Here is a 24,344-nt window from a genome sequence, read left to right as displayed (position 1 = left end):
CTATGATTTCATAGCCGCCGCCCGCCCTCGGTCTTGCAATCCCCGGCACAAGCACCCCGTACTGCCGGATAACCTATATTGCCAAAAGTCAACTTTTCTGTTATAATACTTATATCAGATAACATAATAAAGGGGGCTTTAAAATGGCAATCGCTATATATGCAAGACAATCTATTGATAAAAAGGACAGCTTATCTATTGAAACTCAAATCCAAGACTGCAAGAACCAGATAGCAAGGGAAGATAAAAATGCTAATGTGGTAATCTTTAAGGATAGGGGATATTCTGGAAAAAATACGGATAGACCTGAACTGCAGAAGCTGATAAGTGAAATCGAAAGGGAAAACATTGAAAAGGTAATCGTTTACAAGTTGGATAGAATAAGTCGGAATATCGTAGATTTCTATAATCTTTACGATTTTATGGAAAAACATAATTGTGCGTTCTATTCAGTCAAGGACGCATTTGATACGGCTTCTCCTATGGGTAGGCTGCTTATGGGCATTTTAATCAATTTCGCTCAAATGGAAAGAGAGAATATCCAAATAAGAGTTCAAGATTCCTACTATGCAAGAGCCGAAACTGATGGAAGATGGTTAGGTGGAAATACACCATATGGATTTAAACTGGGAAAAACAAAAAATAAGATAAGCACCTTAAAACCGACTGAAGATATGGAAATCGTAAAACTTATATATCAAAAGTATGCATATGATAGCAATTCCAGTCTACATAAAATTGTTAGGTATCTTCACGAAGAAAAAGGAATAGTTAAGTCTGCAAGAGCAATAAAAATCATTTTAAGCAATCCAATTTATGTTAAGGCTGATGAAAGACTTTACAACTATTATAAGGCTTTAGGTGTTGAGTTTCTCAATGATAAAGAGGACTGGAACGGAATAAATGCTTGTCAAGTTTTAAACAAAACAGACCAATCTCAAAGAAAAAGTTCTATGAATGATAAAGACGAATGGAAAGTATTTATCACAAATTGGGAAGGTGTAATTGATAGTAGAACATTCTTAATGTGTCAAGAACGATTAAGTGAGAATGTTGCTTTAAGTAGAGATAACACTTCAAAAGGGAAATTCGGTGAATTGTCTGGATTAGTAAAATGCAAAAAATGTGGTAGGGCAATCAAAATCAAAGGTAAATATGGAAGTATGAGTTGCATTGGTAGAAGCGAATTAAGAGGTGTCTGTGATGTTAGTTTTCGAGGTATTAGAGTAAAAATGGTTCAGGAAAAAGTCGGAATTGAAATGCAAAAGTATCTTGATAATTTTATGGAAAATCAGGAAAAATGGAAACAAAAGAAAGAAGAATATCAATCTCAAATTGATAAACTTTCAAATGAAATAAATAACATTGTTTCTTTATTAGCAGAAGACCCAATAACAAATAAACCATTACTTTCAGGAATTGAAGAAAGACAAAAACAACTTGCTGATGTAAATTACAAAATGCAAATTGATGTTTCTCCAAGTGATAAAATCGAATATCGTGTTTTGAAGATTTTACAACAAATAAATCCAGAACTCGTAAATGTAAAAAATGTAATCTATAATGAATTAGACGAAGAACAGAAACAAGCATTATTGAAAATTGTAGTCAATAAAATCTTTTTAGATGAAACTGGAAATATAGAAATAGAATGGAAAATTTGAAAGGGGGAAATCAAAAATGTTGAGATATTCTGTTTATGAAAACGAAACTTTAAAGGCTATTTTTGCATCTGAAATTGATGCAATCAATTATAAGACATTACTTAAAAATATAAATCGTAATTGTGGATATAAAGATAGATATTCAGTCAAAAATGAAACTTTTATCAATGAGGCGAGAGCGTAGAGCTTTCGCTTTTTTCATTTTATATGAACTGTGATTTTTTGGAAAAAAGGGGGTCAAGGGGGAACACCCTTGCTTGTTGCCTTCGTGAAGGCTAACAAGCTAACCTTCAACTTTGAAGCCTTGCTATTTGAAATGCGAAAATGATATAATTTAGATAAGAGAGAAAAGGAAAGGAAGTGATAATTTTATAAAGAAAGGACTGATATAATTGAATTTACAAAATAATAAATTAAATGAAGTGGGCCATATGATAGCACACGATAGTCACTTGAACCAAAATACTGACCCTGAAAAAGAGAGTCTTATAGATAAAGATATGACAAAATTAAATCAAAATCTATTTGAAAGAAATGATGGATTGACTGATAAAGAGTTTGTTGAAAAAGCTGTAAAAGAAAGTCCAACAGCTGAACATTGGAAGAAAAATTACAATGCATTAAGCACTTGGTGTATTCAAATACCAAAAGAATTTAGTGGCTCATATGAAGAAAAAAATGAGATATTTAAAGAGATGGTAAAATTTACGGCTGATAGATATGGTAGAGATAACATTGTAAGTGCGTGGACGCATTTTGATGATGTGATATGTTGTGAACTGTAGATGTAAACATTTTCGGCAAACGCAGTATTTTAGCGGAAATGGGGCATCTGCTAAAATACAACATATGCGGCTGGCTCATTTGTGGTGAATGGAAACTTGCAGATGTTGTGGTAAAGAAAGTGGGTGATAGCTCTTTTTATTCGTATCTGTAAACAGTTTAGCACAAAGAAAGGCGGTTGTATATGGAGATTACATATCATTGGGAAGGCGATTATCTAATCCCTGATCTCAAACTTTCGGATACAATAGAATATCAGATCGGGAAGTATGGGAGAATGAGAAAGCGGTTTTTGGAAGAAAACCACAGGGGCATTTATTCTTATATGCTTTTGTCGGAAACCTTATGGAAGCATCTTGCAGAGATTGACGAGGAATGTAATGAAATGATGGACAGGCTTGTAAGACAGATGGCAAAAAACGAGGGTGTGACGGAGCAGCTAAAATCCGATGACTGGCTGCTTTGGATTCAAAAAACAAACAGCATCAGGAGCAGGGCGGAGGAAATAGTGCTGCATGACTTGATTTATTCTCTTTAATTTTGTGGAAATCCCGCAGGTGGTAGCAGGAAGCGCAGAAGATGTCAAGACATCGGCTCTGCCTCGCCTGCGGCGGTCTTGACATCTTCTGCGCTTCCTGCTATGGGGTAGTTAAGGGGGAACAAAGTTCCCCCATTGCATTAGAAATGCCAATGGCGGCATTTTGAAAAAATCAAAATCGGGGATTGACAGGACGGGAAAAATAGCTTATTATTGACAATAAGAAATGGGTTTTCACCGTACATCTTGTTACGGCTTGCTCGTTTCTTTTTTTACTGCCAAAATGTCATACAGATATTTTTTGCCGTTTTCAGCGTGGTTGATTAGAAGCCGGGCATGGAAAATATTGTATCTGACGAGTACGTTTTCTTCATAGACCGGGAGGGCAAAACGGACATCATACCTGTACCAGCCGAATTTGGCATTTTTATTGTGTTTTTCCTTGCGGTTTTCCTCATAAGCCGGATTGGATGCTATCTGGATCAGCTCCGGTATTGCAGTGGCGGCATTTGCCTTAGCTTTCGCATTAGCCCCCATAAGGCTTTTACGGCTCTCTGATTCCGTGTATTCTTCCGGAAGTTCATTTCCGATATAAATACGTTCTGCACTTTCTTCAATTTCGTAATAGTCACCGACATATCCCTCAAGATATTGTTTTACATCATCCCAGTCAATCTGCCGTTTGCCCTTGAAACGTATATCGTTAATCAAGGCCAGCTTTTTACCGTCAGCATCGGTTATGATATTTACATTCCTGTTTTCAATCATCGTTTTTGTTCCCCTTTTTCTTTTCTCTTGATTTGTATACATTATATTGGTTTTTACATTGCGGACTGCAAAACTCATTTCCTTTTCTGCTTGCAATAAAAGCTTTTTTACAGTGCTTGCACATCCGCATATCGCTGTCCTTATCCGTGAGCATGAAGGAGAAACACATCTGAACCATGATAAGTAGGGAATGGAAGTCCCATACAATGACGGGCGCATCCTTTTCAAGTGCGATCCGGTAAGTTGGGGCAATACCGCCGAAAGCGGAAATGCCCTGACGGTACAGGCTGCGGGTATCTTCGTCAAGCGAATCATAATCGAGGTAATAAAGGAAACTTGTCATAAACGTAAACGCAAGGTCAGTAAACTCTTTCACAATCCAGTCGTACTTTTCGGCATATTCCTTCTGGAATCCCATCGTCACAGCCTGCGGCGCATTCCCCATAGCCATTGCGATTGCAATGCCCTCACGGTCAGTCACAGACCATCCCGATTCCACGCCTTTTTTTCTGAAATCCGGCTTATTAAAAGGATAGAAATAAGAAAGGTAATCCTCAGTGGAGAGGGATTCTTCCTTTATAAAGTGGTTCTTGGGAAGATACACGGATTCATAGGTGATAAAATCCGCTGTTGTCGGCAGGGCGGTCATAAAGCCGAGGAAACCGTACTTCCGCACAAAACCGAGGACAGATTCTTTCAGTTCTTCTTCCGGGACTTTGTGCATGGCGGCAAGTCCGACATTTACGGCATCCATAACGAGTTGTCCTGCTTTCTGCATGGGGCGGTACATTTCCGGCTTGGCATCTTTGGAAACGGTTATGTAAAGATTGTCATTATTATCTGTTTTATATTCGTAGTTGCTGTACCGAATCCACGGTGCGCTGGTATGTTCAAATAAATTCTTCATAGAAAATCTGCTCCAATCCATCAATCTATCATATCATGAACTTCGTTCATGATCGGCATTCGCCGTTCGTCAAGAGTGAGCAAGCTCCCTCTTTCCTCTCTTGCGCTCATTGCATCATCTGATGTAATACTTCCTATATTATAAGCAGTTACCTGTTATCGGTCAAGCTGTCTGCTGTCCTTTTTCTTCCGCACGCCATTGTTTAAGAAATATTTTTCATCAATCGTCATCGGAAGGCTGTTCTCTTGTCTGTATGCGAGTATGCCGCCATAAAGTTTCCGTATCTTTTTCAGTGCAGTCTCCCGAATGCCACGGATATTCCGGTCTGACTGTCCGATGTTCTCCGCATACTCCGCAGCAGAGTAATCATGCAGGAACAGATAATAGAGCATATTTTTGAGATGCGGTTTCAGGTCTTTTAATATTCTTGATAAATCCGCATCCGTGACAAGTTCATGTAGCGTTTCCGGGCAGTCAAATATGAGGTCAATGAAATCGCCTGCAAGCATGAGCCTTCTTAAAACCGTGTCATAGGAAGGCCTGTCAGAAAGATATGGTTCGTCTGTGCCCCATTCCAGAGGGACAACGGAGCGTCCTTTTTCATGATCCCTTTCCCTGCGTTCCCTGTTAGCATCCAGTTTATCCCACCATTTAATGACTTCCCTGAAATCCTCCTCTGTCCGTGCGCTTTCCTCGATACGCCGGAGGGCAAGCGCACGGGCTTCACGGTGGAGCATATCCCCGTCAGCTTCGGTTATTAAGTTTTGTTCCCTGAATGTCTGGAACTCAGCGTATTTCGGCATTTATAGTCAGTCCTTTGCAAAAAAATAAAATTTTGTAGCAGTTTTTTCAAAAACACTTCCGTTTTTATAGCCGTTTTTCTCCCATTAGTGAAAGATGTAATTCTTTTTATTTAAAAATTGGTTACAAGAAAGGAGAATGGGAATATGGGATACGGATAACACAAAAATATGGTTACAAATAACGGAAGCATAAGAAACATTATAACGGCAGTGAGCCGGATGCGCAAGGGAGGATGCATGGAAACAGTAAAAACGGATAATGACAGGATGATGGAAACCAGCCCGCATGAGGCTGGATTTTTTTACAGAAGAATCGGAGGGACGCTTTTCAAGGTCAGGGTATATACGGGTTCGGGATACGCAGACACGCTGGATGAAAAAATTCCCCGCTTAATTTTGAATGAAATGGTGACAGGCACGGAAAGTTATGTTAAGATGGATTCACCACAGATGAGCCAGCCGCCGGAAAGGAGTTCGGAATGAACAACAGGACGGCTGGTGACAACAGAATAACAGCTCTTTATGAGCGACTCTCAAGGGACGATGATCTTGCGGGGGACAGCAACAGCATAGTCAACCAGAAGAAAATGCTGGAAGACTACGCAAAAAATAACGGGTACACGAACACGGTGCATTTTACGGATGACGGATTTTCCGGCGGCAGTTTTGAAAGACCGGGATGGAAGCAGATGTTAAGCCGGATTGAAAACGGCGACGTCAGCACAGTCATAGTAAAAGATATGAGCCGTGTGGGGAGGGATTACCTTCAGGTGGGATTCTACACCGAGGTATTCTTCCGGGAGAAGGGTGTCCGTTTTATTGCTGTTTCCAACGGTGTTGACAGTACCAACAACACCAGCAGTGAATTCGCCCCTTTTTTGAATATCATGAACGAATGGTATCTTCGTGACTGCAGCAGGAAGATCACCGCAGTTTTGCGGGCAAAGGGGAAAGAGGGAAAACCGATTACGAGCAATCCGCCATATGGCTATGTAAAAAGCCCTGATGACAAAAATCTTTGGATTGTCGATGATGAAGCTGCGGAGGTTGTGCGGAAGATTTTCAGGCTGACAGTGGATGGCATGGGACCGTTCCAGATTGCCAAGCAGCTTACGGAAGAAAAGATTGAGAAACCATCATATTATCAGGCGACCAGAAACAGGGGGAATTATAAAACTATGTGTAATTTTGAAACTCCTTATAACTGGACGGGCGGATCGGTTGCACGGATACTGGAAAGACCGGAATATATGGGAGATACCGTAAATTTCCGCAGCCACAAGGAATCCTATAAGGACAAGAAAGCAGTCAAAAACAGCAGTGACGAGATTCTTGTTTTTCAGGATACCCATGAACCGATTATAGACCGCAGGACTTGGTATATGGTGCAGGAATTAAGAAAAACTGTTCGAAGGTTTGATACCAGCGGGGAAGGGAGTATGCTGACCGGAAAGCTCTATTGTGCAGACTGTGGTGGAAAAATGCACTACCGCAGGGGAACAACGAGGGCAGGCAGGGACTGGCGTGGGATTCCGAACGGGGAAGTCCAACACACATCCGCAGGCTTTAACTGTGGGACATATAACAGTGCCAGAAAGCAGAACAGAAAGGTGTGCTGTTCCCACTCCATCAAAGAGGACACGGTAAAGCAACTTATCCTTGAAACAATACAGTATGCCTTAAAAAGCGTCCGCATGGACGAGGCGGCATTTATAAAAAGTATGCGGAGCGCATCACAGGTCAGGGACAAAGGCGAGGTAAAAAAGCTGAAATCAGACCTTGTGAAAAAAGAGAAACGCTTTGCAGACCTTGACCTGCTGATTAAAAAGGTGTATGAGGACAACGCAATGGGAAAGCTGCCGGACAGGCGATACGAAATGCTTTCTTCCGATTATGAAAAGGAACAGCAGGAGATTGAGATTTCCATGAGAGAAATTCAGGAAAAACTCATGCAGTTTGAAGAAGATACGGACAGGACGGAAGAATTTTTGTTGCTTGTGCATAAATACACTGACATTCAGGAACTTACGCCTGCCATCGTCAATGAATTTGTGGACAAGGTTCTGGTACACAAAATAGAGAAAATGGATGGAGACCGTGTGCAGGAGATTGAGATTTTCTTAAATTATATCGGGAAGGTGGATCTTCCGGCGCAGGAACTTTCGGAGGAAGAAATTGCAGAGGAAGAAAAGAAACGGAAACGCCGCCAGTACAGCAGGGAGTACCAAAAAGCATACCGCAAGAAGCACAGACCGGAAATCCGGCAGCTGATTGAGGGTGCAAATGCCGCAGACAGGCAGAAACAGATAGAGGAAGCGAGGCAGTCAGCGGATGGACTTCTGCTTACAGACAGCACGGAGCAGGTTGCAGCCATAACAGCCGGGGAAAATAAAGTTATCGTAGACGGCAGCCTTCCGACGAAAGAAGAAGTGAAACGCAAGTATGGCAGATAATTTTATTAAAAACAAACCATGAAAGAGAGGATTTTTATATGACAAAGATCAGGGATTACAACATGAACGGGACAATTATTTTAGGCGTGGATGCAGGCTATGGGAACTATAAGACGGCAAGGTGCTGTTTCCCGACTTCCGTGAGCAGGAGCGACCAGCCGCCTATTTTTACAAGGAATTATTTGGAATATGAAGGCAGCTATTACACCATAGGCGAGGGGCATAAGGATTTTGTGGCGGAAAAGAGCATGGATGACGATAATTATATCATTACCCTTGCCGCCATAGCAAAGGAACTGAACGCAAGAGGGCTGTCAACGGCAAAGATTCATCTTGCGGTGGGACTTCCGTTAAAATGGGTTCAGACACAGCGGGATTCGTTCCGGGAGTATATGATGCAGAACCGTCATGTAGATTATAAGTATGCGGGCAGGCGTTATTTGATTGACATTGTGGACTGTACGGTCATGCCACAGTGCTATGCAGCGATAGCGGAGAGCCTGCCGGATTTTAAGGGTATGCACATGGTAGCTGATATTGGGAATGGGACGATGAACGTGATGATACTCAATAATGGCAAGGCAAGCGAAAGCAAATCGTGGACAGTGCGGCTTGGCGTGGGCGAGTGTTTTAAGGTGATCCGTGACCACATCTTAGACAGAAAAGCGGAGGAACTTCCGATGGAAATTATTGAGAATTATCTGCGCTGCGGCGATACAAAAGTGGGCGGGGAATACCAGCAGCTCATGGAGGAAGCGGCAAAATCCTATGTGGATAAGATATTTGCAGAACTGAAAGCGCATGGTTACAATCCTAATCTTATGAAACTGTATGTCATGGGCGGTGGGGCGAAGGTTGTGGAGCTTGTGGGCAGTTATGACAGCGATAATGTTACTTTTAACCATGATATACGGGCAAACGCCAAAGGCTACGAATATTTCTGTTATATGAAACTCCGCAGGCAGAAAGCAATGGCATCAGCCGGATAAGGGGCGCATTTGAATGAAAAACAAAAACCATAATATCCGCTTTAACATGGAAAAAGGGGACGAATGCAGGGCGTGGGAGCTTCTGCACTCCCCAAAGATACGGCAGATGTTCAAGTCGCAGAATAAATTTGTGATAGAGGCGGTCAATGATTATTATAACAGGCGCATGGCGGCAGAGTATGATCCCTATCTGGAAACACGGGAGAAAGAGGATGCTTTTGCAGAGCGTATCGTGGAAGCGGTTGAAAAGAAAGTAATGTCCAATCTCCCGGCGCTTTTTGGTATGTATATGGCACAGATGCAGCTTTTTCCTTTATCCGTTCCTATGGGGGCTTATCAGGCGGCGCAGGGCGGCATGGTGTGCGGGCAGGAATCATTAAACGGCGCAGACAGTGGAAATGTGACGGGCGGCACAGTTTCTCCCGCTGCTACGAAAGCAACGATACGGAATGCGGGGAATATGCAGGAAGAAGCTGTATCAGAGAATGCCACAGAGCCGCCGGACAATGATTTGATTGATTTTGACGCATTTTAATATATTTATAGGGCAGGGCTACGGTAATTAGGTTTACTGTAGCCTTATTTTTGCGGATTTTTTATATCAAAGTATAAATGTAGCCGTATTTTGAAAAAAGACTAACAAAAGGTAGCCGAAAGGCTACAAAACAAGGACAAGGGGCAGCCATTAAAGGCTGCATAATAAAGGGCGGGCATTCAAGCCCGCAAAATAAGGGCAGAAAGCAGCCGGAAGGCTGCAAATAAGGGTGCAAATGTAGCCGTCTGTTTTGAGACTGGAATACCAGTTTTCAGGCAGGCGGCTTTTTTATGCCTGTAAAGAATCTGTTCCACGGACTGCTTCGGAGTGGTTCAGAGAGTGTCAGCAACTAATTTCCGGGGAGGGCGCAAGCTCTCCCCTAAGCCCTCGGCGTTTGAGAGCGAAATACACCCTACGCACAAACCTTCGGTTTATGCTCCGGGGATTTCGCCCTGCCGGGGGCAAATTCACGCAAGTGTGAATTTATACAGTCCGAAAAAACCGGACTGTATTTATCCATGCCGCCCAGAGGACGGGCGCATAGATGGCGCTGCTGCTTACGGCTACATTTCAGGACAGATGTGCAGCATTGCAGAGGGGACTTCACAAAACAAAGCCCCCTGCGGCTGTCAGAAAGCGACAGCCGTAGACTGCCCGGATACGGGCATCGGTTCACAGACAGCCGTCCTATAATGGCTGCTCACAAAAAATGCGGTGGCAGGTTATCCGCCAAAAGAAAGGAAAAGCGTTTATGAAAAGAAATTCATTTATAGAAATGGCAAAGCTGCATGACTTATCAGGGCGCATCACTTATATTTCAAGCCACGCCAAGCAGGAGCATCTCTATGAAGTCTATACAACGGAGCCGGACAGGGCATTCTGGCGGGAGCTTGCCAAATGTAATCAGGAGGAATTTGAAAAAAGCGGCACGAATGGGAAGTGCATTGAGGCAAGGGAGCTGATGATTGCACTTCCGGAGAGTTTTATCAACTATGAGCATGACTATCTTTTGAAAAAGATGGCAGACGAATTTAAGGAAAAGTACGGCGTGGAGTGCTTTGCTGCGCTCCACCACAATAAACGTAAAACGAATCTGCATATCCATATGGTATTTGCGGAGAGAAAGCGGCTGGAACAGCCGACAGAGAAAATTGCCACTCGGAATATGTTCTACAATGAGCAGGGGCGTCATGTGAGGACAAAGAAAGAGATTCTTGACGGAGATGGGAATATCCGTCAAGGCTGTAAAATCATTAAAAAAGGTGAGGTGTATGAACGCAAAATTTTCACTGTCAAAGATGAACGCTTTAAGCAAGAATCTTTTTTAGATGGGGTAAAAGTGTTTTATACGGATTTAATCAACCAGATGGTGCTTGATGATAGGGACAGGTTAAGTATTTTTGATAAAAACGGTCCGTACCTTGCGACAAAGAAGGTTGGCAAAAATAATCCGAAAGCGGAGGAAATCAAATCGGACAATGAAATACGCATGGAGTGGAACAGAACCGTTGACCGTGCGATTGTAAGCGGCGTATCAGAAGCGGAGATTGTGGAGCTTAAAAAGACGGAGATAACGGATAAAGTAAAAGAATCCGTGGAGCAGAACGGACAAAGGCCGGAGCTGTTCGGGGAGATTGTCAGGGCAGCGATTTTGTTGTTAGAACTCCTGATTATGAAAGCCATGCAGAAGGTGATTGATATAGTGGAGAAAGTGATCGGAAATGGTGTCAGTGCCATAAAGGAAACATCAAAAGAAACGGACAGCCGTATCCATGCAGGAGATGATCCAGGATTTCAGCCGGAAAGAAAGGAGATACCATTTCCCATAGATCCGCATCGAAAACTCGATATGAAAAAGAATACAGAATATTCAATGACTGCTTCCAAAGAGAAAGAAAGCATTATTAAACAGGTAAAGGCGGAGCGAAAACCTGTTCTGGTTGAAAAAGAGCAGCCAGCAGAAAGACCGCCGCAGCCAAAACCGTCCGTACTGGCAAGTAAATATCCCCGGCTGAAAGAGATTGAGGGCAGGCTGAAAGACCAGAACAAGGCAATATTCGGGCGTGAAAAACAGAGGGATATGCTGAAAAAAGAATTGTCTGAATGTACGGGCATCTTCAAAGGCGGCAGGCGCAGGGAGTTACAGCAGGAGATCGACAGCTTTGATAATCAGATTTTCAATATGAAAAAGAGGCTTTCTTCTATTGTGAAAGAACATCATTTTGATTCTATGCAGGCATTCTATAAGGAACTTGATGTGGCAAAAAGAGAGAATCAGAATTATGAAGCAGCTTGTGCGGAGTACGAGAAAACTTATGGAGAAAAAGTGGTGGATACTAAGAGCGTCAGAGACAGGCTTAGGCAAAAAGAGAGGGCTATAAAAGAAAGAGAAGCAGGCAGGGTGCATCAGGCAAGGCAAAATGACAAAGGGGCGAGGTAGAATAGGCAGATGGTGGTCTGCTTGTGGGAGAGAGTGTGAGCAGGGACATCCAGTCTATGTTCCAGCATTAGACTTCCCCATTATAACGGAAGAACATTTTCGGGGTTTTCTTTATCATTCCGATGACATCATACCCAGTTTCCTTAACGGAATGTAGGGCGCTTGGAGAGGAAAACCAGCTGTCAAAAAGGACATATTTTGCAGGAATGGCTGCTTTTTTAGCAGATGACAGGAGTTCCAGCATGGCATGTGTTCCTTTCTGCATAGAAAGTGCACGCCGTTTATAACCAACGGTTCTTTTTTCGACAGGCTCTGCTTGATTGATCCAGTTTTTCTTATTTTCAGGTGGAAGAAGCACACTGTTAATCGGAAGGAAAGTACTTCCGTCAGACCATCCAAGCGTGAGCATACGGAAACTAAATTTATAAGTGTGTCTGGCATGGTCATATACTTTTGCAAGAAGTTCCGTTTTTTTTGAACGGTTGCGTTCAAACATAGAATTATCGATGATCAATACGTTGGCGCGGTCTTGTGAATCCAGCGGAAGGATTGCCTCTCTGATGATTCTGCCTGCAAGAATGGTTGTAAAACGGATCCAGTTGATCTGGACCATTTTCATAAAGCGGTATACAGTATCCTTGGCAAAAGCCAGAGTATTTCTTCATGAAATAAGGTTCTTATATGCCTCTGTTTGAAAAAATCAAAAGAAACAGGTACTGAAAGATTTCCACTGCAGGAGTTCCCTTCTTTTTATACGCATTAGCCGTTTTTAATACAGATGAAACATGAAATCTAGTAAAAAATAGTAAAAAATCTTCGGATAGATTTAGAAATTTGTTTATCATTTTGGTTGTTTTGTGTTATACTTTTATTCATAGTGCGAGCTGAGAAATCAGCATAGCTGATTATATAGCAGGAAAATCCTGTCGGGAAAGGTTTAATCAACCGCCCGTACCAAGTCCTTGGAGTCGAAGTGGCAACATCAGATTTAAGCATAGGACAGAGGCAACAGAGCCGAAACGAAAGTGAAGTGATAGAGCTTGCAAATTAGTATGAGGTCGGAAATGGTCGATGCGTTTGCGTTCGTAGCAGACAACATCTCTGTAACCGCTATGGTGAGGGACAGGGGCATCCCCCAGTCCGAGAGCTTGGAGAGGTTGATGAGAAATATATAATACAGAACAGTTGGGGTCTTATTATCCCCCTGGCATAGGGTATGATGTACAATTAAGGGAACAAGAGAGGAAATTAAATGGATAATAGGAAGTCTGAAGTGCTCATAGTACCAAAGAAACCGTTAATAACGGTGGAGGGAAGGGGCACACCTTGCAATGAAAGAATATTGGGTTGAGTCGTATGCGTTAATAGTGCATGTACGGTTCTAATGAGGGGTATGGGGAGCAATCCCCATATCTACTTGAGGCATGAGCCTGTGGTGTTTTAATTGTTTTGAACAACTCAATTATACCAAACCAGATGGTTTCATGCTATTTTAATGCCAGTAATTATTGAATGTTCAAGGTGCATAAACACTTATTCAAGTGCGAAGTTTGAGTATAAAACAAAAATTGGGGGAGGATATGATGTGTTTCATATAGGGATATGTGATGATGGAAAAGAAGTCTGTGCAGAACTGGAAGATATGATTTATAAATTGGGAAAAAAGCATGGGGTAGGGCTAGAAACAAGTGTATGGTTTTCCGGAGAAAGTCTTTGTGATTTTTTAAAAAGGGAAAATACTTTAGATATGCTGTTTTTGGACATAGACTTAATTACCACAGACGGAATTCAGGTAGGTAATTTTATACGAGAGAAAATGAAAAATTTAGAATTAATTATCATATATATTTCATCTAAAAGCAGTTATGCAATGCGGCTTTTTGAGGTGCAACCGATAGGCTTTTTAATTAAACCATTAAAGACAGAAACTGTAGAAAATGTATTTTTAAAGAGCATTCATTTTTACGAATTGAAAAATCAAAAATTTGAGTATTATTCGAAAGGTTATTTTTACAAGATTTCTTTTCGAGAAATTATATTTTTCTATAGCCAGAATAAGAAGATTAATATTGTTACAAGAGAGGGCGAAAGACAGTTTAATGGAAAACTGAAAGAAATAGCTTCAGAATTACCACATAATTTTATCATGATTCATCAGTCTTATATTATAAATTTAGATTATATGGTAGAGTGTTCCTATGAAGCAATCAGAATGCAGGGAGATAATTTATTGAGTATTAGTATTCCATATCGAAAATTAGTAAGGGAACAGATTATGAAATATAAATGGGAGGAAAAATAATGTGGCAGAAATGATTACGGTTTTAAGCACTAACTTATTTAGAACATTCATTCTCAAAAGATTCATGTCAATATTTTTTGAAATAAATATTGAAGAAAAGGGAAAGGAGAGGATATGTTATTTTGTTTTCTTTTCACTGACAGTATTAGTTCATTCGTTTTTTCACTTTCCCGTATTAAACATCATAACTAATTTATTATTGATTTATTTTATTACACGATTATATGTGGGGGTAGAGAAGAAAAAAGTATTGGTTACTCTTTTGATATATGGAATCAATATGTTTTGTGACATTATAGCAGTATATTCCTTTGGTAATTACATGGTAGGTGAAGAAGCAAATGGAATGACAGTATACATTACTACTTTTTTAATACTTATTTGTGAATTTGTTGTAGAGAGATTTTTGGTGAAGAATAAAAGTAAGGATTTTATACCATTTCACGGAAACATATTAATTGCTATCCCTGCTATTAGTATAATGATTTTACTAATATTGGTTATGAACAACCTGAATAGCAGAATGATACTAATTTCTGTAAGTGTTGGGATTTTGCTTATTAATCTATTAATATTTTATTTATATGGTGTTTTAGTTGATGCTTATTTAAAGTTAGAGGAAAGAGCATTATTTGAACGACAGATTGCTAGCTATGCCAATCAATTAAATATTATGACACAAACGGAAGAAAAAGTAAGAATACTAAAGCATGATATGAAGCACCATTTAAATGAATTAATGATTTTAGCGAGGCATCAAAATGATGATAAAGTAATGGACTATATTTGTGATATGCAGGCATATCTTGAAAATCCACATGAGTATATCAGCAGTGGAAATCAGGAAGTAGACAGTCTGATGAATTATATGCTGAACAGAGCAAAGACAGTTCTTAATCATGTTAATTACGAGATAAATATCCCAAAGGAATTGGCAATTCGTTCCTTTGATTTAAATGTCATTGTCGGGAATCTATTGGAGAATGCGATAGAGTCAGCTGAGCAGTCAAAGGAAAGATGGTTGGAACTATTTTTAAATTATGAACGGGGTATGCTTTTTATTCGTGTCAGAAATAGTTATGATAATGCAATAAAAAGAAAAGGAGAAATTTATATTACCACAAAGAAAGAGAAGCGGATTCATGGAATCGGATTGCAAAATGTCAAGAACGTGGTTGATACTTACAAGGGGGATATGCAGATATCAGACAAAGATAATATTTTTGATGTAAAAATTATATTATATGCTTTATTGTAGAAATAGAAAATTTAACAGACACTTACATATTATTGCCTCACATCGTTTAGGTTTACCAGACCTATTTCAATGGAGAGGCTTTTTTTGTACAAATTTCGCCCTAATATATATGAATTTCGCCATTTGGAAAATTAAGATATGAAAATATGATATTATCAAAAAAACAAATGAATCATTATACAAGTGAGGGATACAAAATGAAAAAGCATAACAGATTAAAAAAGATAATTGAGAAAATTGCAATCAGGGCAGCGATTTCTGAAGCAAATACAACATGTCCATTTATTAATTATCAACCAGAGATACCTAAGGCGGTAAAAAAATTAAGGAAGTTTTAAAGATGAGTATTCAGATTGAGCAACTGTCAGAAGAAGAGCGAGAGGAAATCATAAATTATGGTATTAGAAGAAGTATAGTTATATCTATAAGCACCATAGTTACAATAATGGCGGGGTATCTGTTGGGTATAGTATGGCAAAGTATATTTTTTTTATTTTGCTTTAGTGCATTAAGAAAATATGCAGGTGGGTATCATGCGGATACTCCCATAAGATGCTATTTTCTTTCTTTCATTACTCTGTTTATCGCATTGATGGGAATTAAAATATTACAATGTGATGATAATGTAGGAATTTTAATTCAAACAATCAATTTGCTTATAATTATATTCTTATCTCCTATAGACAGTGTTGTGCATAGATTGGAGTATGAAGAAAAGAAAGAATACGGAACAAGAGCTAAAAAAATAGCATTAATTTATTATGTACTATATTGTATTTTAAAGAAGGCATCAATTGTGTATATATCAACGCCTATCGCCGTTGCATGCTCAATGGTTGGAATTTCTTTAATAGGAGGGTATATAAAATATAGAAAAGTCGCAATGAGTACAGAATAATTAATAGAAAAGATCATATTTGATATTATCATTCCTTGTTGAGGAGATAATATAATCATTAAAGGAAGGAGGACAAGGTTATGGATAAGATGTTTGTTCAGGTAAACGTAGAGGACAAAGAAGTTAAGGACAATGATGGATTTATCTTCTGCGGACATTCAGACTCTTGTGGATCAATCGAAGGTATTTGTCAGCCGTTTATCCATTAGTGTACGTAAAATCGGGTGATATTAGTTTTATAATAATATCACCCGATTTTTCTGATTGGAGGGAAAAATGAAAGTAAATAGTACATTCAAATTAGAAAAAATAAATCATAGATACTTTGCATTTGATGGTGGTACAGGAAATATTTTTGAAATTAGCGAAATATTATATGAAATACTTTTAAATAGAAATGAAAAATTAACAGAAAAGTTTACAGTGGAAGAAATAGAAAATGCAGAAAAAGGGCTACTTGTAGCAATGAATAATGGTATATTATCAGAACAAAATTTACTACTAAGGACATATCAAAAAATAGGTGGGAAAAATGTGCACTCACTTAATACATTGTTCCTAAATGTCGCTCAAAAATGTAATTTGAAATGTTCGTATTGTTTCGGAAAAGGGGGAAGTTATGGACTCCAACAAGAAATGATGTCAATTGATACTGCACGTAGGTGTGTTGATTATTGGTTAAAAAATATTGAAGAGAAAAAGCAGAATATCGTTGTAAGCTTTTTTGGGGGAGAACCACTCTTAAATTTAGAAGTAATTGAATTTGTTGTACAATACATAAATTCAAAAAAGCAAAGTATTAACGGAAATGTTAAATATATGATTACTACTAACGGAACAATATTAAATAATAGTATTATAGAAATGTTTATTAAAAATGATTTTTTAGTAAGTGTAAGTTTAGATGGGATTTCAAAAATTCACAATAAAAATAGAGCGTTTGCATCAGGGAAGGGAAGTATGGATCTAGTTGCAAAAAACACAAAAAAACTGTTGGCTCATATTAGTAATTTAAATTGTCAAATAACATTACGAAGAGAAGATATTCCTTTTTTAGAAGAAGCAGTTACTGCTTTATGGGAAATGGGAGTAGATAAAGTTTACTCAAATATAGTATTTGACAAAAATGAAATATATCAAGAAAAAGATTATAAAGAACTCAAATTCCAAACTGAAATATTGAGTGATTTAATGTATCAGCACTTGATTTCTGGAAGTAAGAATATTTATGGCAACATATTTGATTATATGCAAAATTTACATACTAGAAACTATGCAATTAATTGTTTCGTTTGGAAGGAAAAGATTGCAGCATTCGCAAGTAATGGAGACGCATATTCGTGTTATCGTTTAGTTGGGGAGAATGATTTTTTGTTGGGAAATGTTAGGCAACATGATTTCACAGTATTTTCTAAACCTTTCGAGAAACAAAAGGTTGCACAATGTCAGAATTGTTATTGCCAATTATATTGCGGGGAAGGTTGTCCGTGTGAAAATTTAGTATACAATTCGGATATTAATATACCTGCTGAAGAGTGGTGTGAAAAAAATAAAATATTATTTGATATTAGTCTTAGATTATACCTGAAGATTAAAGTAAATGAACCCGATTTATTTAGAAAACTTTGCAAATATTGGGAGGAAAACAGATGATAGAATATAATGCTGTAGGGCTGCTGTATACATATAAATGTACGGGAACTTGTGAAATATGTGGTTTGAAATGTGGACCAAACAGAAATGAAAAAATGGATTTGGAAGTAGCAAAAAAGGTAATACGAGATTCTGCTTATAATGGAATTAAACTTATAGGAATTACTGGTGGTGAACCATTTATCTATTATGAAGAAATTTTAGAATTATGCAAGTTGGCTTTTTCATTAGGAATGCAAACAACATTTACAACTAATGCTTTTTGGGCAACTGATAAGGATGGTACATTTGAAAAATTAGAAAAACTCAAACACTATGGTGTAAGAAGTATAAAGGTTAGTTTGGATGATTTCCATATGAAGCATATATCTACTGAAAATTATCGAAGAATTTTTAGAATTTCCCAGATGTTAGATATTAAAGTTTTGATAGGTTGTACAATTTTAAAAAATGGAATCGGTAATCGGCATGTTTTAGAACATTTTGATGATGAAATGGCTAATATTTTATTTTGCCAATATAGAGCGTATCCAATTGGAGATGCAGTAAAAATACCAAAAGAATTGTTCTATTTGAGTGATACAATTAGAGGAAAATGCAATGAAAGCAATATGTTACTTATTGAACCCAATGGTACAGTATATCCATGTGGAAGTGCTTGTGTAATGAGTAGTATAAGAAGTGTGGGAAATGTTTATGTGGATTCATTTGAAACAATTTTGGTAAATGCTAAAAATAATATATATACTAATTATATTAAGAAAAATGGTTTACAAGTGTTGATTAATACTATTAGAGATATGAATCCTGGTTTGGTTGACAATTGCCAATATGTAGATATGTGTGATGCATGTAGTAAAATATTCAGTTATTTTGATAAGAAAGTTATTGATGATGCTATAGAGAAAATAGAGGGGAAAATATGATCATATATAATACGTATATGTTATTAGAAAACGAAAAAGAAAATTATGTATATATTGCTGAAACAAATAAAATTTTTAAGATAAATTTCTTAATCAAGGATGTGCTATTAAATAAGCCAGCGACTGAAGAAGAAATGTGGAAAAGAGTTAATAGGTATGATATAAAAGTAGATATACAGGAAATGATTGATAAATTAGAAGAAATGAAACTGATTTATGAAAGAGGAGATAGAATACGAAAAATAGAGATAGAAAAATTAGATATATGTGACATGACATTATTAGTAACACAGAAATGTAATTTAAGATGTGAGTACTGTTTTGGAGATGGCGGAGAATATAAAAATATAGGTATAATGAGTTTTGAAGTTGCAAAAAGAGCTATAGACTTTTTGTATGAACATTCTAGAAACACAAAAGATATTGTAATTCTTTTTTTTGGAGGAGAACCTTTAATAAATTTTGAAGTAATAAAGCGTTCGGTGGGGTATTGTAAAGAAAAAGATATATTATATAATAAAAAAACTCATTATAGCATAACAACTAATGGAACAATTACGGACGATGAAATAGTACAGTTTTTAAGAGAAAATAATTTTTTAGTGCAGGTTAGTATAGATGGAATAGAAAGTGTAACTAATGCAAATCGGTTTGATATTCATAGAAGAGGTGCGTATTCTAGAATACTTGAAGGTGCAAAAGCCTTACAAGATAAGATGGTTGTAGGAGCAAGGGGTACAATTACACCTGCTGGTTTGAATGTTAGTGAAAATGTTACACATTTGTTGGAGGAAGGATTTGCATATGTACATTTGGCACCAGCAAATAATATGTTAAAGGAAAATGATTTTGAAAAAATAATCGAAAATTATTTTTTATATTGCGAAGAGTTTGAAAAATTATTATTAGAGCATAAATATAAAGAGTGTATTGCAAGACATAATCTATATAGTATTTTAAGAGAAATTCATGAAGGAAAGAAGAGAAATGTTTATTGTGCAGCAGGTTTTAAAGCAATATCTATAGATATTGATGGATATATATATCCATGTCATCGATTTGTGGGTGATAAGGAGTTTTGCATGGGGGATGTTTCCACTAATGTATTTGAACATGATGTGATATATAATCAATTATATAAAATTCCGGAAAAATGTAAATATTGTATATGTCAGTCTATATGCTCTGGAGGATGTATGCATGATAATCTTTTGTTAATGAAAAATATAAATATACCGGCAGAATGTAATTGCAAATTGCAAAAGTTTTTAACGGAACAAGCATTAAAAATATATATTTCTTTAACTGATATAGACAAAAAGTATTTGTTTGGGGAGGAAAGTTGCTATGGCGGATAATTATATTTTGGAAATGGAGAATGTCGATAAAATATATGGTTCGGGGGATAGTGAGGTAAAGGCACTGAATCATGTAAGTTTTTCAGTACACAAAGGGGAATTTATTGCTATTATAGGTGAATCGGGTTCTGGAAAAAGTACTTTACTTAATATTGTAGGGATGTTAGACAGACCGACCAACGGAAAAATAGTAATTGATGGGATAGAACAAAGAGAGATGACACTGGATCAGCAAGCAGTATTTAGAAGAGAAAACATAGGTTTTATTTTTCAATCCTTTAATTTGATTCAGGAATTAACCGTTGAGGAAAATATAATTTTTCCCATTTCATTAGGGCATAATAAGCCGGATAGAAAGAAAATAGATAGTATTATAAATAAATTGGGACTGGAGAAAAGGAAACAGCATTTTCCATCACAGTTATCGGGCGGGCAGCAGCAAAGAGTGGCGATAGGCAGGGCATTGGCAACAGAGCCGAAATTGATATTAGCAGATGAACCGACAGGCAATTTGGATAGCAAAAATAGTCAGGAGGTTATTAAAATATTGTGGGAAATATCAAAAGAATATGGCAGAACAGTTTTGCTAATTACTCATAATCATGATATTGCCAAAGTAGCAGATAGAATACTGTATGTAAAGGATGGTTGTGTTAGTGAAAGAAGATAAGTGGAAGAATAATTATTTAGAAATCATATATAAATATTATCGTATGCATAAAAAGAAAACAACTATTACAGTGGCATGTATTGCGGCGGCTATTTGCATGATTACAACGGTATTTAGTTTGGCGGATATTGGAATAGATGTTGAAATACAGGCCGTCAAGAACATCTATGGAAACTATCATATGAAAGTGGAAAATCTTTCTTTTGAAATTACTGATATAGAAAAAATAGAAGGAATAAGTCATGCAGGCTGGTTGGTTGAGTTACCAACAGGAGAATTGAAAGAGAAAGAGTGCAGGATACTATGCGGAGATGCGGATATCATACAGCAGTTTGATGTCAGACTTTTAGAAGGACAATATGCAAAGACCGGAGAAGAGGTTGTTATTGATAAAAAGGTTAAGAAGGATTATGCTTTGAAGGTAGGAGATGTCCTGCCAGTTAGGTTGGAAGGAAAGACGTATAACCTGGACATTGTAGGGGTATGCGATACCTTTTCTTCCCTTACAGCAAGAGATGTGTATGGTCTTTTGTTGTCTGTAGAAGGCGGAAGGATACTGGGAAATAGTTGTGGGGATTATTATATTACATGTCAAAATGTGGAAGAAATCGATGAAGTAAAATGTAAACTTATAGAAGAGTATCATTTGGAAGAAAACAGAATACAGTTAAATGAAATATTGTTGGCAGTTATGGGAAAGGGGAAATCTGTCTTAGCCGCTAATTTATATTTGATAGCGGGTATTTTATTTTGTCTTGTATTTCTTGTAAGTATTCTGATGATTACAAATTGCTTGAATATAAGTGTTCATGAGAAAAAGCAATTATATGGCTTACTTAGGTGTATAGGAGCAGATTCAAAACAATTAAGAAGATGTGTGCAGAAAGAAGGAAAAATACTATGGTGTCATAGTATACCCGCAGGGATTGGGAGCGGGGTGGTTTTGACATGGTGCTGTTTATTATTGCTACGACTTCTTAATAAAGATATGTTTGAAAATATTTTTGTGTTTCAAGTCAGTATAGCAGGGATTGTGATTGGAATATTTACTGGTTTGGCAGCAGTTATGATAGCGACAGTGAGTCCGGTAAGATATGTATGCAGTATTCCGCCATTAACAGCGATAAATGAAGAAACTTATCAGAAAGATATAAAATGCCGAAAAAAAAGAAGGACGATAAAAATTCCAGTAGAATTACTAATTAGCCTTAGACAGACAGGAAGCAATAGAAAATCACTTGGGCTTATGATAGCTTCTTTTGCAATGAATATTGTTTTGATTTTTGCTTTTTCTGTTATGATTAACTTTATTTATGAAGGTTCATATTTTACAAAGCCATATAATCCGGATGCCTCTATTTATAATAAAGAAGGTAAGTACTATATTCATGATGAAGTAAAGTGGAAAATAGAAGAAATAAGTGGTGTAGAAAGTGTTGTTGGACGTAAAGTAAACAATGCAGAATTGGAAAAAAATGGAAATGTATTTTCTACGTTGCTTGTATCATATGACAAACAGCAATTTGAATGGATAGAAAGCAAAATAATTTCTGGGAAATTAAATATAGGCAGGTTATTAGAAGGAGAAGAAATATTAGTTGATGAAGAAAGTGGTTTAGAAGTAGGAGATGAGGTACTGATTAAAGGTAATGGAGGCAATACAATAGCGTGTGTAGTAGGAGGAGTATTAAGGAATTTTCCATATGATTCGGCTGACAGTGTGAGATGCCTGCTTGCAGAAGCATTGTTTCAACAGGTAGTAGGAAATATGGATTATTCCATACTGGATATAAGATTTAGTAAGGGAAATGAGGAAGTATGGGAATTAATGACTAAAATTATACCAGAAAAATTTAGTATATTTGATTACCGACAAAAAAAAGAAGAAAGCAAAAACCAATTTTTAACAATGGCAGTCTTTGTATATGGATTTTGTGGAACTATCATAGCGGTAACTATCTTTAATATTATAAATTGTATGAGCATAAGTGTTTGGAATAATATGAAAAAGTATGGGATGATTTGTGCTGTAGGTGGGACGACAAAACAATGTAAAAAGATAGTAATACTGGAGGCTCTATTATATGCATGTGGAGGTGGGGCGTTAGGAATAGCAATTGGTGTACCTTTACATTATTATCTTTATAGTCATCTAGTTGCTAAGTATTTTAATACCGTATGGAGATTACCTGTTGAAATGATAATTACAATTATTGGAATTACTATATTTACAGCAATTGTATCATCACTGATGCCTTTGCAAAAAGTTAAGGAAATTAACATAATAGAAATAATTCGACAAGTATAGAGAGGAATACAATGAAAAAGAAAATAAGACTGTTGACATTTGTAATATGCATATGGATGATAATCGGATTTAATATTGAGGCTATGGCAGCAAATAATGCTTTAGCAATACAAGTAAATGATGATTTTGGTGAACTGATAAAGATTATTATTGAAATTAAATCGAAAAATCCAGAAAAGGGAAATGAAGAAATAGAAACGCTTATAGTAAGACAGGTTTCTATGAGAAGAGATAGTGGTGTAAGTAATATTTGGAATTCTCTAACGGATACAGAAAAAAAATTAGTCATTAGATATCCACTTGATGCATTAAAAGTAAATACAGCCAAAAATATTGCAACTACACAGACAGAAAAAAAGTTTGGTTATAATGGGCTTGGTGATAGGAGTGATGCATTTAGACATGGTATGTGGAATGCAGAAATGGTTATATTAATCGGAAGTGAGAAAGCAGAAATGTTTGCAACGGCTCACGAGGATAAGGATATTACGGGTTTGGAGGTAGATGGGCATACTAAATTAGAACATAAAAATATGGACATACATAATAATGCAGAAGGTAGAATTATTGGGGAAAATAATAAAACAGCAAGCGAAGAACAGCTAGCAGAAATAATTTATAATGCTGTATATGATGAAAATACTAATTTTATTTGGCTTAATAATTAATTACTAAACTCAAATGAATATTCTTGCTTCAAGAAACCTCCATTCCGGAATTTTGGAAACCGGTGTTCCGGACGCGGAAACCGCCATTGATTGGCTTGATTGTCCTGCATCAGAAATGGAATTCTGGTCAAGTCCGAAGCCGTTTTACGGTGCGTTAGCAGGCTTTACAAGAATGGAATTTCTGATAGTCTATGGAAGCCAATCAAAGCAGAGCAATCGGTTAAATTAAGAGTTTACGATTATAAAAGTTTAAAAACACACTTGACAACACGTCCCTGAGCTGACCGGAGGGAAGGGTATCACATTCGCAACGGGTACGCCAATTTCAAATAGTGTTGCTGCCCATTTATTCTGGCTTCAAATAAATCTGATTGATTGTCACAGAATTAACCGATATAATGACATCAGCATAGAGAAAGAGAA

At 37.3% G+C, this 24,344-nt stretch carries 25 protein-coding genes and 1 pseudogene; 22 read left to right on the top strand and 4 right to left on the bottom strand.

The genetic code is table 11. The annotated features are described in order from the left end of the window. The first annotated feature begins 143 nt into the window (after positions 1–143). From D5281_RS20305 to D5281_RS26060, 5 genes are all read left to right on the top strand, one after another. The gene (locus D5281_RS20305) at positions 144–1,664 is read left to right on the top strand and encodes a recombinase family protein (RefSeq protein WP_160561863.1); all 1,521 of its coding nucleotides are present in this window, start codon (positions 144–146) and stop codon (positions 1,662–1,664) included. Between the two features lie 16 nt (positions 1,665–1,680). Beyond that, entirely contained in the window at positions 1,681–1,848 is a 168-nt protein-coding gene (locus D5281_RS20300) for a hypothetical protein (protein WP_160561862.1), read from the top strand. Between the two features lie 208 nt (positions 1,849–2,056). Beyond that, positions 2,057–2,449 (top strand): plasmid recombination protein, encoded by a 393-nt coding sequence (locus tag D5281_RS20295; RefSeq protein WP_160561861.1) that lies wholly within the window; start codon positions 2,057–2,059, stop codon positions 2,447–2,449. 182 nt (positions 2,450–2,631) lie between these two features. Next, positions 2,632–2,985 carry a TnpV protein gene (locus D5281_RS20290; protein WP_016227180.1) on the top strand — a complete coding sequence of 118 codons (354 nt, stop codon included), beginning with the start codon at positions 2,632–2,634 and terminating at the stop codon, positions 2,983–2,985. A 41-nt stretch (positions 2,986–3,026) separates the two neighbouring features. After that, positions 3,027–3,152, top strand: coding sequence for a hypothetical protein (locus D5281_RS26060; protein ID WP_022742021.1), 126 nt, complete (start codon positions 3,027–3,029; stop codon positions 3,150–3,152). 82 nt (positions 3,153–3,234) lie between these two features. Here D5281_RS26060 and D5281_RS20285 read toward each other — a convergent pair whose 3' ends face one another. The 3 genes from D5281_RS20285 to D5281_RS20275 all read right to left on the bottom strand — a co-directional run bounded on the left by D5281_RS20285 (position 3,235) and on the right by D5281_RS20275 (position 5,463). Next, complete coding sequence (locus tag D5281_RS20285; RefSeq protein WP_016227179.1) at positions 3,235–3,753, bottom strand: hypothetical protein; 519 nt, start codon at positions 3,751–3,753, stop codon at positions 3,235–3,237. Then, the gene (locus D5281_RS20280) at positions 3,746–4,660 is read right to left on the bottom strand and encodes a hypothetical protein (protein WP_016227178.1); all 915 of its coding nucleotides are present in this window, start codon (positions 4,658–4,660) and stop codon (positions 3,746–3,748) included. The genes D5281_RS20285 and D5281_RS20280 overlap by 8 nt, the downstream gene beginning before the upstream one ends. 155 nt (positions 4,661–4,815) lie before the next feature. After that, positions 4,816–5,463, bottom strand: a complete 648-nt coding sequence (locus D5281_RS20275; RefSeq protein ID WP_016227177.1) for a sigma-70 RNA polymerase sigma factor region 4 domain-containing protein — start codon at positions 5,461–5,463, stop codon at positions 4,816–4,818. A gap of 237 nt (positions 5,464–5,700) precedes the next feature. Between D5281_RS20275 and D5281_RS20270 the strand changes: the two genes are divergently transcribed. The 6 genes from D5281_RS20270 (at position 5,701) to D5281_RS20245 (ending at position 11,880) form a co-directional block, all read left to right on the top strand. Then, positions 5,701–5,946, top strand: a complete 246-nt coding sequence (locus D5281_RS20270) for a hypothetical protein (protein WP_031271196.1) — start codon at positions 5,701–5,703, stop codon at positions 5,944–5,946. Continuing rightward, entirely contained in the window at positions 5,943–7,916 is a 1,974-nt protein-coding gene (locus D5281_RS20265) for a recombinase family protein (RefSeq protein ID WP_016227175.1), read from the top strand. The genes D5281_RS20270 and D5281_RS20265 overlap by 4 nt, the downstream gene beginning before the upstream one ends. Before the next feature lie 38 nt (positions 7,917–7,954). Then, positions 7,955–8,905, top strand: a complete 951-nt coding sequence (locus D5281_RS20260; RefSeq protein WP_016227174.1) for a ParM/StbA family protein — start codon at positions 7,955–7,957, stop codon at positions 8,903–8,905. A gap of 13 nt (positions 8,906–8,918) precedes the next feature. Further along, a complete protein-coding gene (locus D5281_RS20255) occupies positions 8,919–9,440 on the top strand; it encodes a hypothetical protein (protein WP_016227173.1) in 522 nt (173 codons plus the stop codon). Positions 9,441–9,779: 339 nt separating this feature from the next. Next, entirely contained in the window at positions 9,780–10,133 is a 354-nt protein-coding gene (locus D5281_RS20250) for a hypothetical protein (protein WP_147424670.1), read from the top strand. 58 nt (positions 10,134–10,191) lie between these two features. Then, entirely contained in the window at positions 10,192–11,880 is a 1,689-nt protein-coding gene (locus D5281_RS20245; protein ID WP_016227172.1) for a hypothetical protein, read from the top strand. A 73-nt stretch (positions 11,881–11,953) separates the two neighbouring features. Here the strand turns inward: D5281_RS20245 and D5281_RS20240 are convergent. After that, positions 11,954–12,756 (bottom strand): annotated as a pseudogene (locus D5281_RS20240) (IS4 family transposase); the annotation flags it as partial. A gap of 619 nt (positions 12,757–13,375) precedes the next feature. Between D5281_RS20240 and D5281_RS20235 the strand changes: the two are divergent. The 11 genes from D5281_RS20235 (at position 13,376) to D5281_RS20190 (ending at position 23,921) form a co-directional block, all read left to right on the top strand. After that, positions 13,376–14,182, top strand: a complete 807-nt coding sequence (locus D5281_RS20235) for a LytR/AlgR family response regulator transcription factor (RefSeq protein ID WP_081641893.1) — start codon at positions 13,376–13,378, stop codon at positions 14,180–14,182. Between the two features lie 10 nt (positions 14,183–14,192). Beyond that, positions 14,193–15,440 carry a sensor histidine kinase gene (locus D5281_RS20230; protein ID WP_277935497.1) on the top strand — a complete coding sequence of 416 codons (1,248 nt, stop codon included), beginning with the start codon at positions 14,193–14,195 and terminating at the stop codon, positions 15,438–15,440. A gap of 197 nt (positions 15,441–15,637) precedes the next feature. Beyond that, positions 15,638–15,778 carry a cyclic lactone autoinducer peptide gene (locus D5281_RS20225; protein ID WP_129178905.1) on the top strand — a complete coding sequence of 47 codons (141 nt, stop codon included), beginning with the start codon at positions 15,638–15,640 and terminating at the stop codon, positions 15,776–15,778. A gap of 2 nt (positions 15,779–15,780) precedes the next feature. Then, positions 15,781–16,338, top strand: coding sequence for an accessory gene regulator B family protein (locus D5281_RS20220; RefSeq protein WP_160239734.1), 558 nt, complete (start codon positions 15,781–15,783; stop codon positions 16,336–16,338). 80 nt (positions 16,339–16,418) lie between these two features. Continuing rightward, positions 16,419–16,547, top strand: coding sequence for a hypothetical protein (locus tag D5281_RS26055; RefSeq protein ID WP_277935495.1), 129 nt, complete (start codon positions 16,419–16,421; stop codon positions 16,545–16,547). Positions 16,548–16,614: 67 nt separating this feature from the next. After that, entirely contained in the window at positions 16,615–17,991 is a 1,377-nt protein-coding gene (locus tag D5281_RS20215) for a radical SAM/SPASM domain-containing protein (protein ID WP_160239733.1), read from the top strand. Beyond that, positions 17,988–18,917, top strand: coding sequence for a radical SAM protein (locus tag D5281_RS20210; protein ID WP_160239732.1), 930 nt, complete (start codon positions 17,988–17,990; stop codon positions 18,915–18,917). Before D5281_RS20215 ends, D5281_RS20210 begins: the two co-directional genes overlap by 4 nt. Beyond that, positions 18,914–20,275, top strand: coding sequence for a radical SAM/SPASM domain-containing protein (locus tag D5281_RS20205; RefSeq protein WP_160239731.1), 1,362 nt, complete (start codon positions 18,914–18,916; stop codon positions 20,273–20,275). Before D5281_RS20210 ends, D5281_RS20205 begins: the two co-directional genes overlap by 4 nt. Then, positions 20,265–20,945, top strand: a complete 681-nt coding sequence (locus tag D5281_RS20200) for an ABC transporter ATP-binding protein (RefSeq protein ID WP_016227167.1) — start codon at positions 20,265–20,267, stop codon at positions 20,943–20,945. Before D5281_RS20205 ends, D5281_RS20200 begins: the two co-directional genes overlap by 11 nt. Next, positions 20,932–23,253: an ABC transporter permease gene (locus tag D5281_RS20195; RefSeq protein ID WP_022742018.1), complete on the top strand. Its 2,322-nt coding sequence runs from the start codon at positions 20,932–20,934 to the stop codon at positions 23,251–23,253. Before D5281_RS20200 ends, D5281_RS20195 begins: the two co-directional genes overlap by 14 nt. A gap of 11 nt (positions 23,254–23,264) precedes the next feature. Next, complete coding sequence (locus tag D5281_RS20190) at positions 23,265–23,921, top strand: DUF6973 domain-containing protein (protein WP_016227165.1); 657 nt, start codon at positions 23,265–23,267, stop codon at positions 23,919–23,921. Positions 23,922–24,344 lie beyond the last annotated feature (423 nt).

The sequence above is a fragment of the Parablautia muri genome, assembly GCF_009917485.1.
Classification (GTDB): domain Bacteria; phylum Bacillota; class Clostridia; order Lachnospirales; family Lachnospiraceae; genus Suilimivivens; species Suilimivivens muri.
The sequence above is the reverse complement of the archived record's forward strand: the minus strand, read 5'-3'. Positions and strand labels throughout refer to the sequence as shown.

Bases quoted from the DNA above. Each gene is read 5' to 3' on its own strand.
- D5281_RS20305 (WP_160561863.1), top strand. From the start codon at position 144: ATGGCAATCGCTATATATGCAAGACAATCTATTGATAAAAAGGACAGC.
- D5281_RS20300 (WP_160561862.1), top strand. From the start codon at position 1,681: ATGTTGAGATATTCTGTTTATGAAAACGAAACTTTAAAGGCTATTTTT.
- D5281_RS20290 (WP_016227180.1), top strand. From the start codon at position 2,632: ATGGAGATTACATATCATTGGGAAGGCGATTATCTAATCCCTGATCTC.
- D5281_RS26060 (WP_022742021.1), top strand. From the start codon at position 3,027: ATGTCAAGACATCGGCTCTGCCTCGCCTGCGGCGGTCTTGACATCTTC.
- D5281_RS20285 (WP_016227179.1), bottom strand. From the start codon at position 3,753: ATGATTGAAAACAGGAATGTAAATATCATAACCGATGCTGACGGTAAA.
- D5281_RS20280 (WP_016227178.1), bottom strand. From the start codon at position 4,660: ATGAAGAATTTATTTGAACATACCAGCGCACCGTGGATTCGGTACAGC.
- D5281_RS20275 (WP_016227177.1), bottom strand. From the start codon at position 5,463: ATGCCGAAATACGCTGAGTTCCAGACATTCAGGGAACAAAACTTAATA.
- D5281_RS20270 (WP_031271196.1), top strand. From the start codon at position 5,701: ATGGAAACAGTAAAAACGGATAATGACAGGATGATGGAAACCAGCCCG.
- D5281_RS20265 (WP_016227175.1), top strand. From the start codon at position 5,943: ATGAACAACAGGACGGCTGGTGACAACAGAATAACAGCTCTTTATGAG.
- D5281_RS20260 (WP_016227174.1), top strand. From the start codon at position 7,955: ATGACAAAGATCAGGGATTACAACATGAACGGGACAATTATTTTAGGC.
- D5281_RS20255 (WP_016227173.1), top strand. From the start codon at position 8,919: ATGAAAAACAAAAACCATAATATCCGCTTTAACATGGAAAAAGGGGAC.
- D5281_RS20245 (WP_016227172.1), top strand. From the start codon at position 10,192: ATGAAAAGAAATTCATTTATAGAAATGGCAAAGCTGCATGACTTATCA.
- D5281_RS20235 (WP_081641893.1), top strand. From the start codon at position 13,376: ATGCCAGTAATTATTGAATGTTCAAGGTGCATAAACACTTATTCAAGT.
- D5281_RS20230 (WP_277935497.1), top strand. From the start codon at position 14,193: ATGATTACGGTTTTAAGCACTAACTTATTTAGAACATTCATTCTCAAA.
- D5281_RS20225 (WP_129178905.1), top strand. From the start codon at position 15,638: ATGAAAAAGCATAACAGATTAAAAAAGATAATTGAGAAAATTGCAATC.
- D5281_RS20220 (WP_160239734.1), top strand. From the start codon at position 15,781: ATGAGTATTCAGATTGAGCAACTGTCAGAAGAAGAGCGAGAGGAAATC.
- D5281_RS26055 (WP_277935495.1), top strand. From the start codon at position 16,419: ATGGATAAGATGTTTGTTCAGGTAAACGTAGAGGACAAAGAAGTTAAG.
- D5281_RS20215 (WP_160239733.1), top strand. From the start codon at position 16,615: ATGAAAGTAAATAGTACATTCAAATTAGAAAAAATAAATCATAGATAC.
- D5281_RS20210 (WP_160239732.1), top strand. From the start codon at position 17,988: ATGATAGAATATAATGCTGTAGGGCTGCTGTATACATATAAATGTACG.
- D5281_RS20205 (WP_160239731.1), top strand. From the start codon at position 18,914: ATGATCATATATAATACGTATATGTTATTAGAAAACGAAAAAGAAAAT.
- D5281_RS20200 (WP_016227167.1), top strand. From the start codon at position 20,265: ATGGCGGATAATTATATTTTGGAAATGGAGAATGTCGATAAAATATAT.
- D5281_RS20190 (WP_016227165.1), top strand. From the start codon at position 23,265: ATGAAAAAGAAAATAAGACTGTTGACATTTGTAATATGCATATGGATG.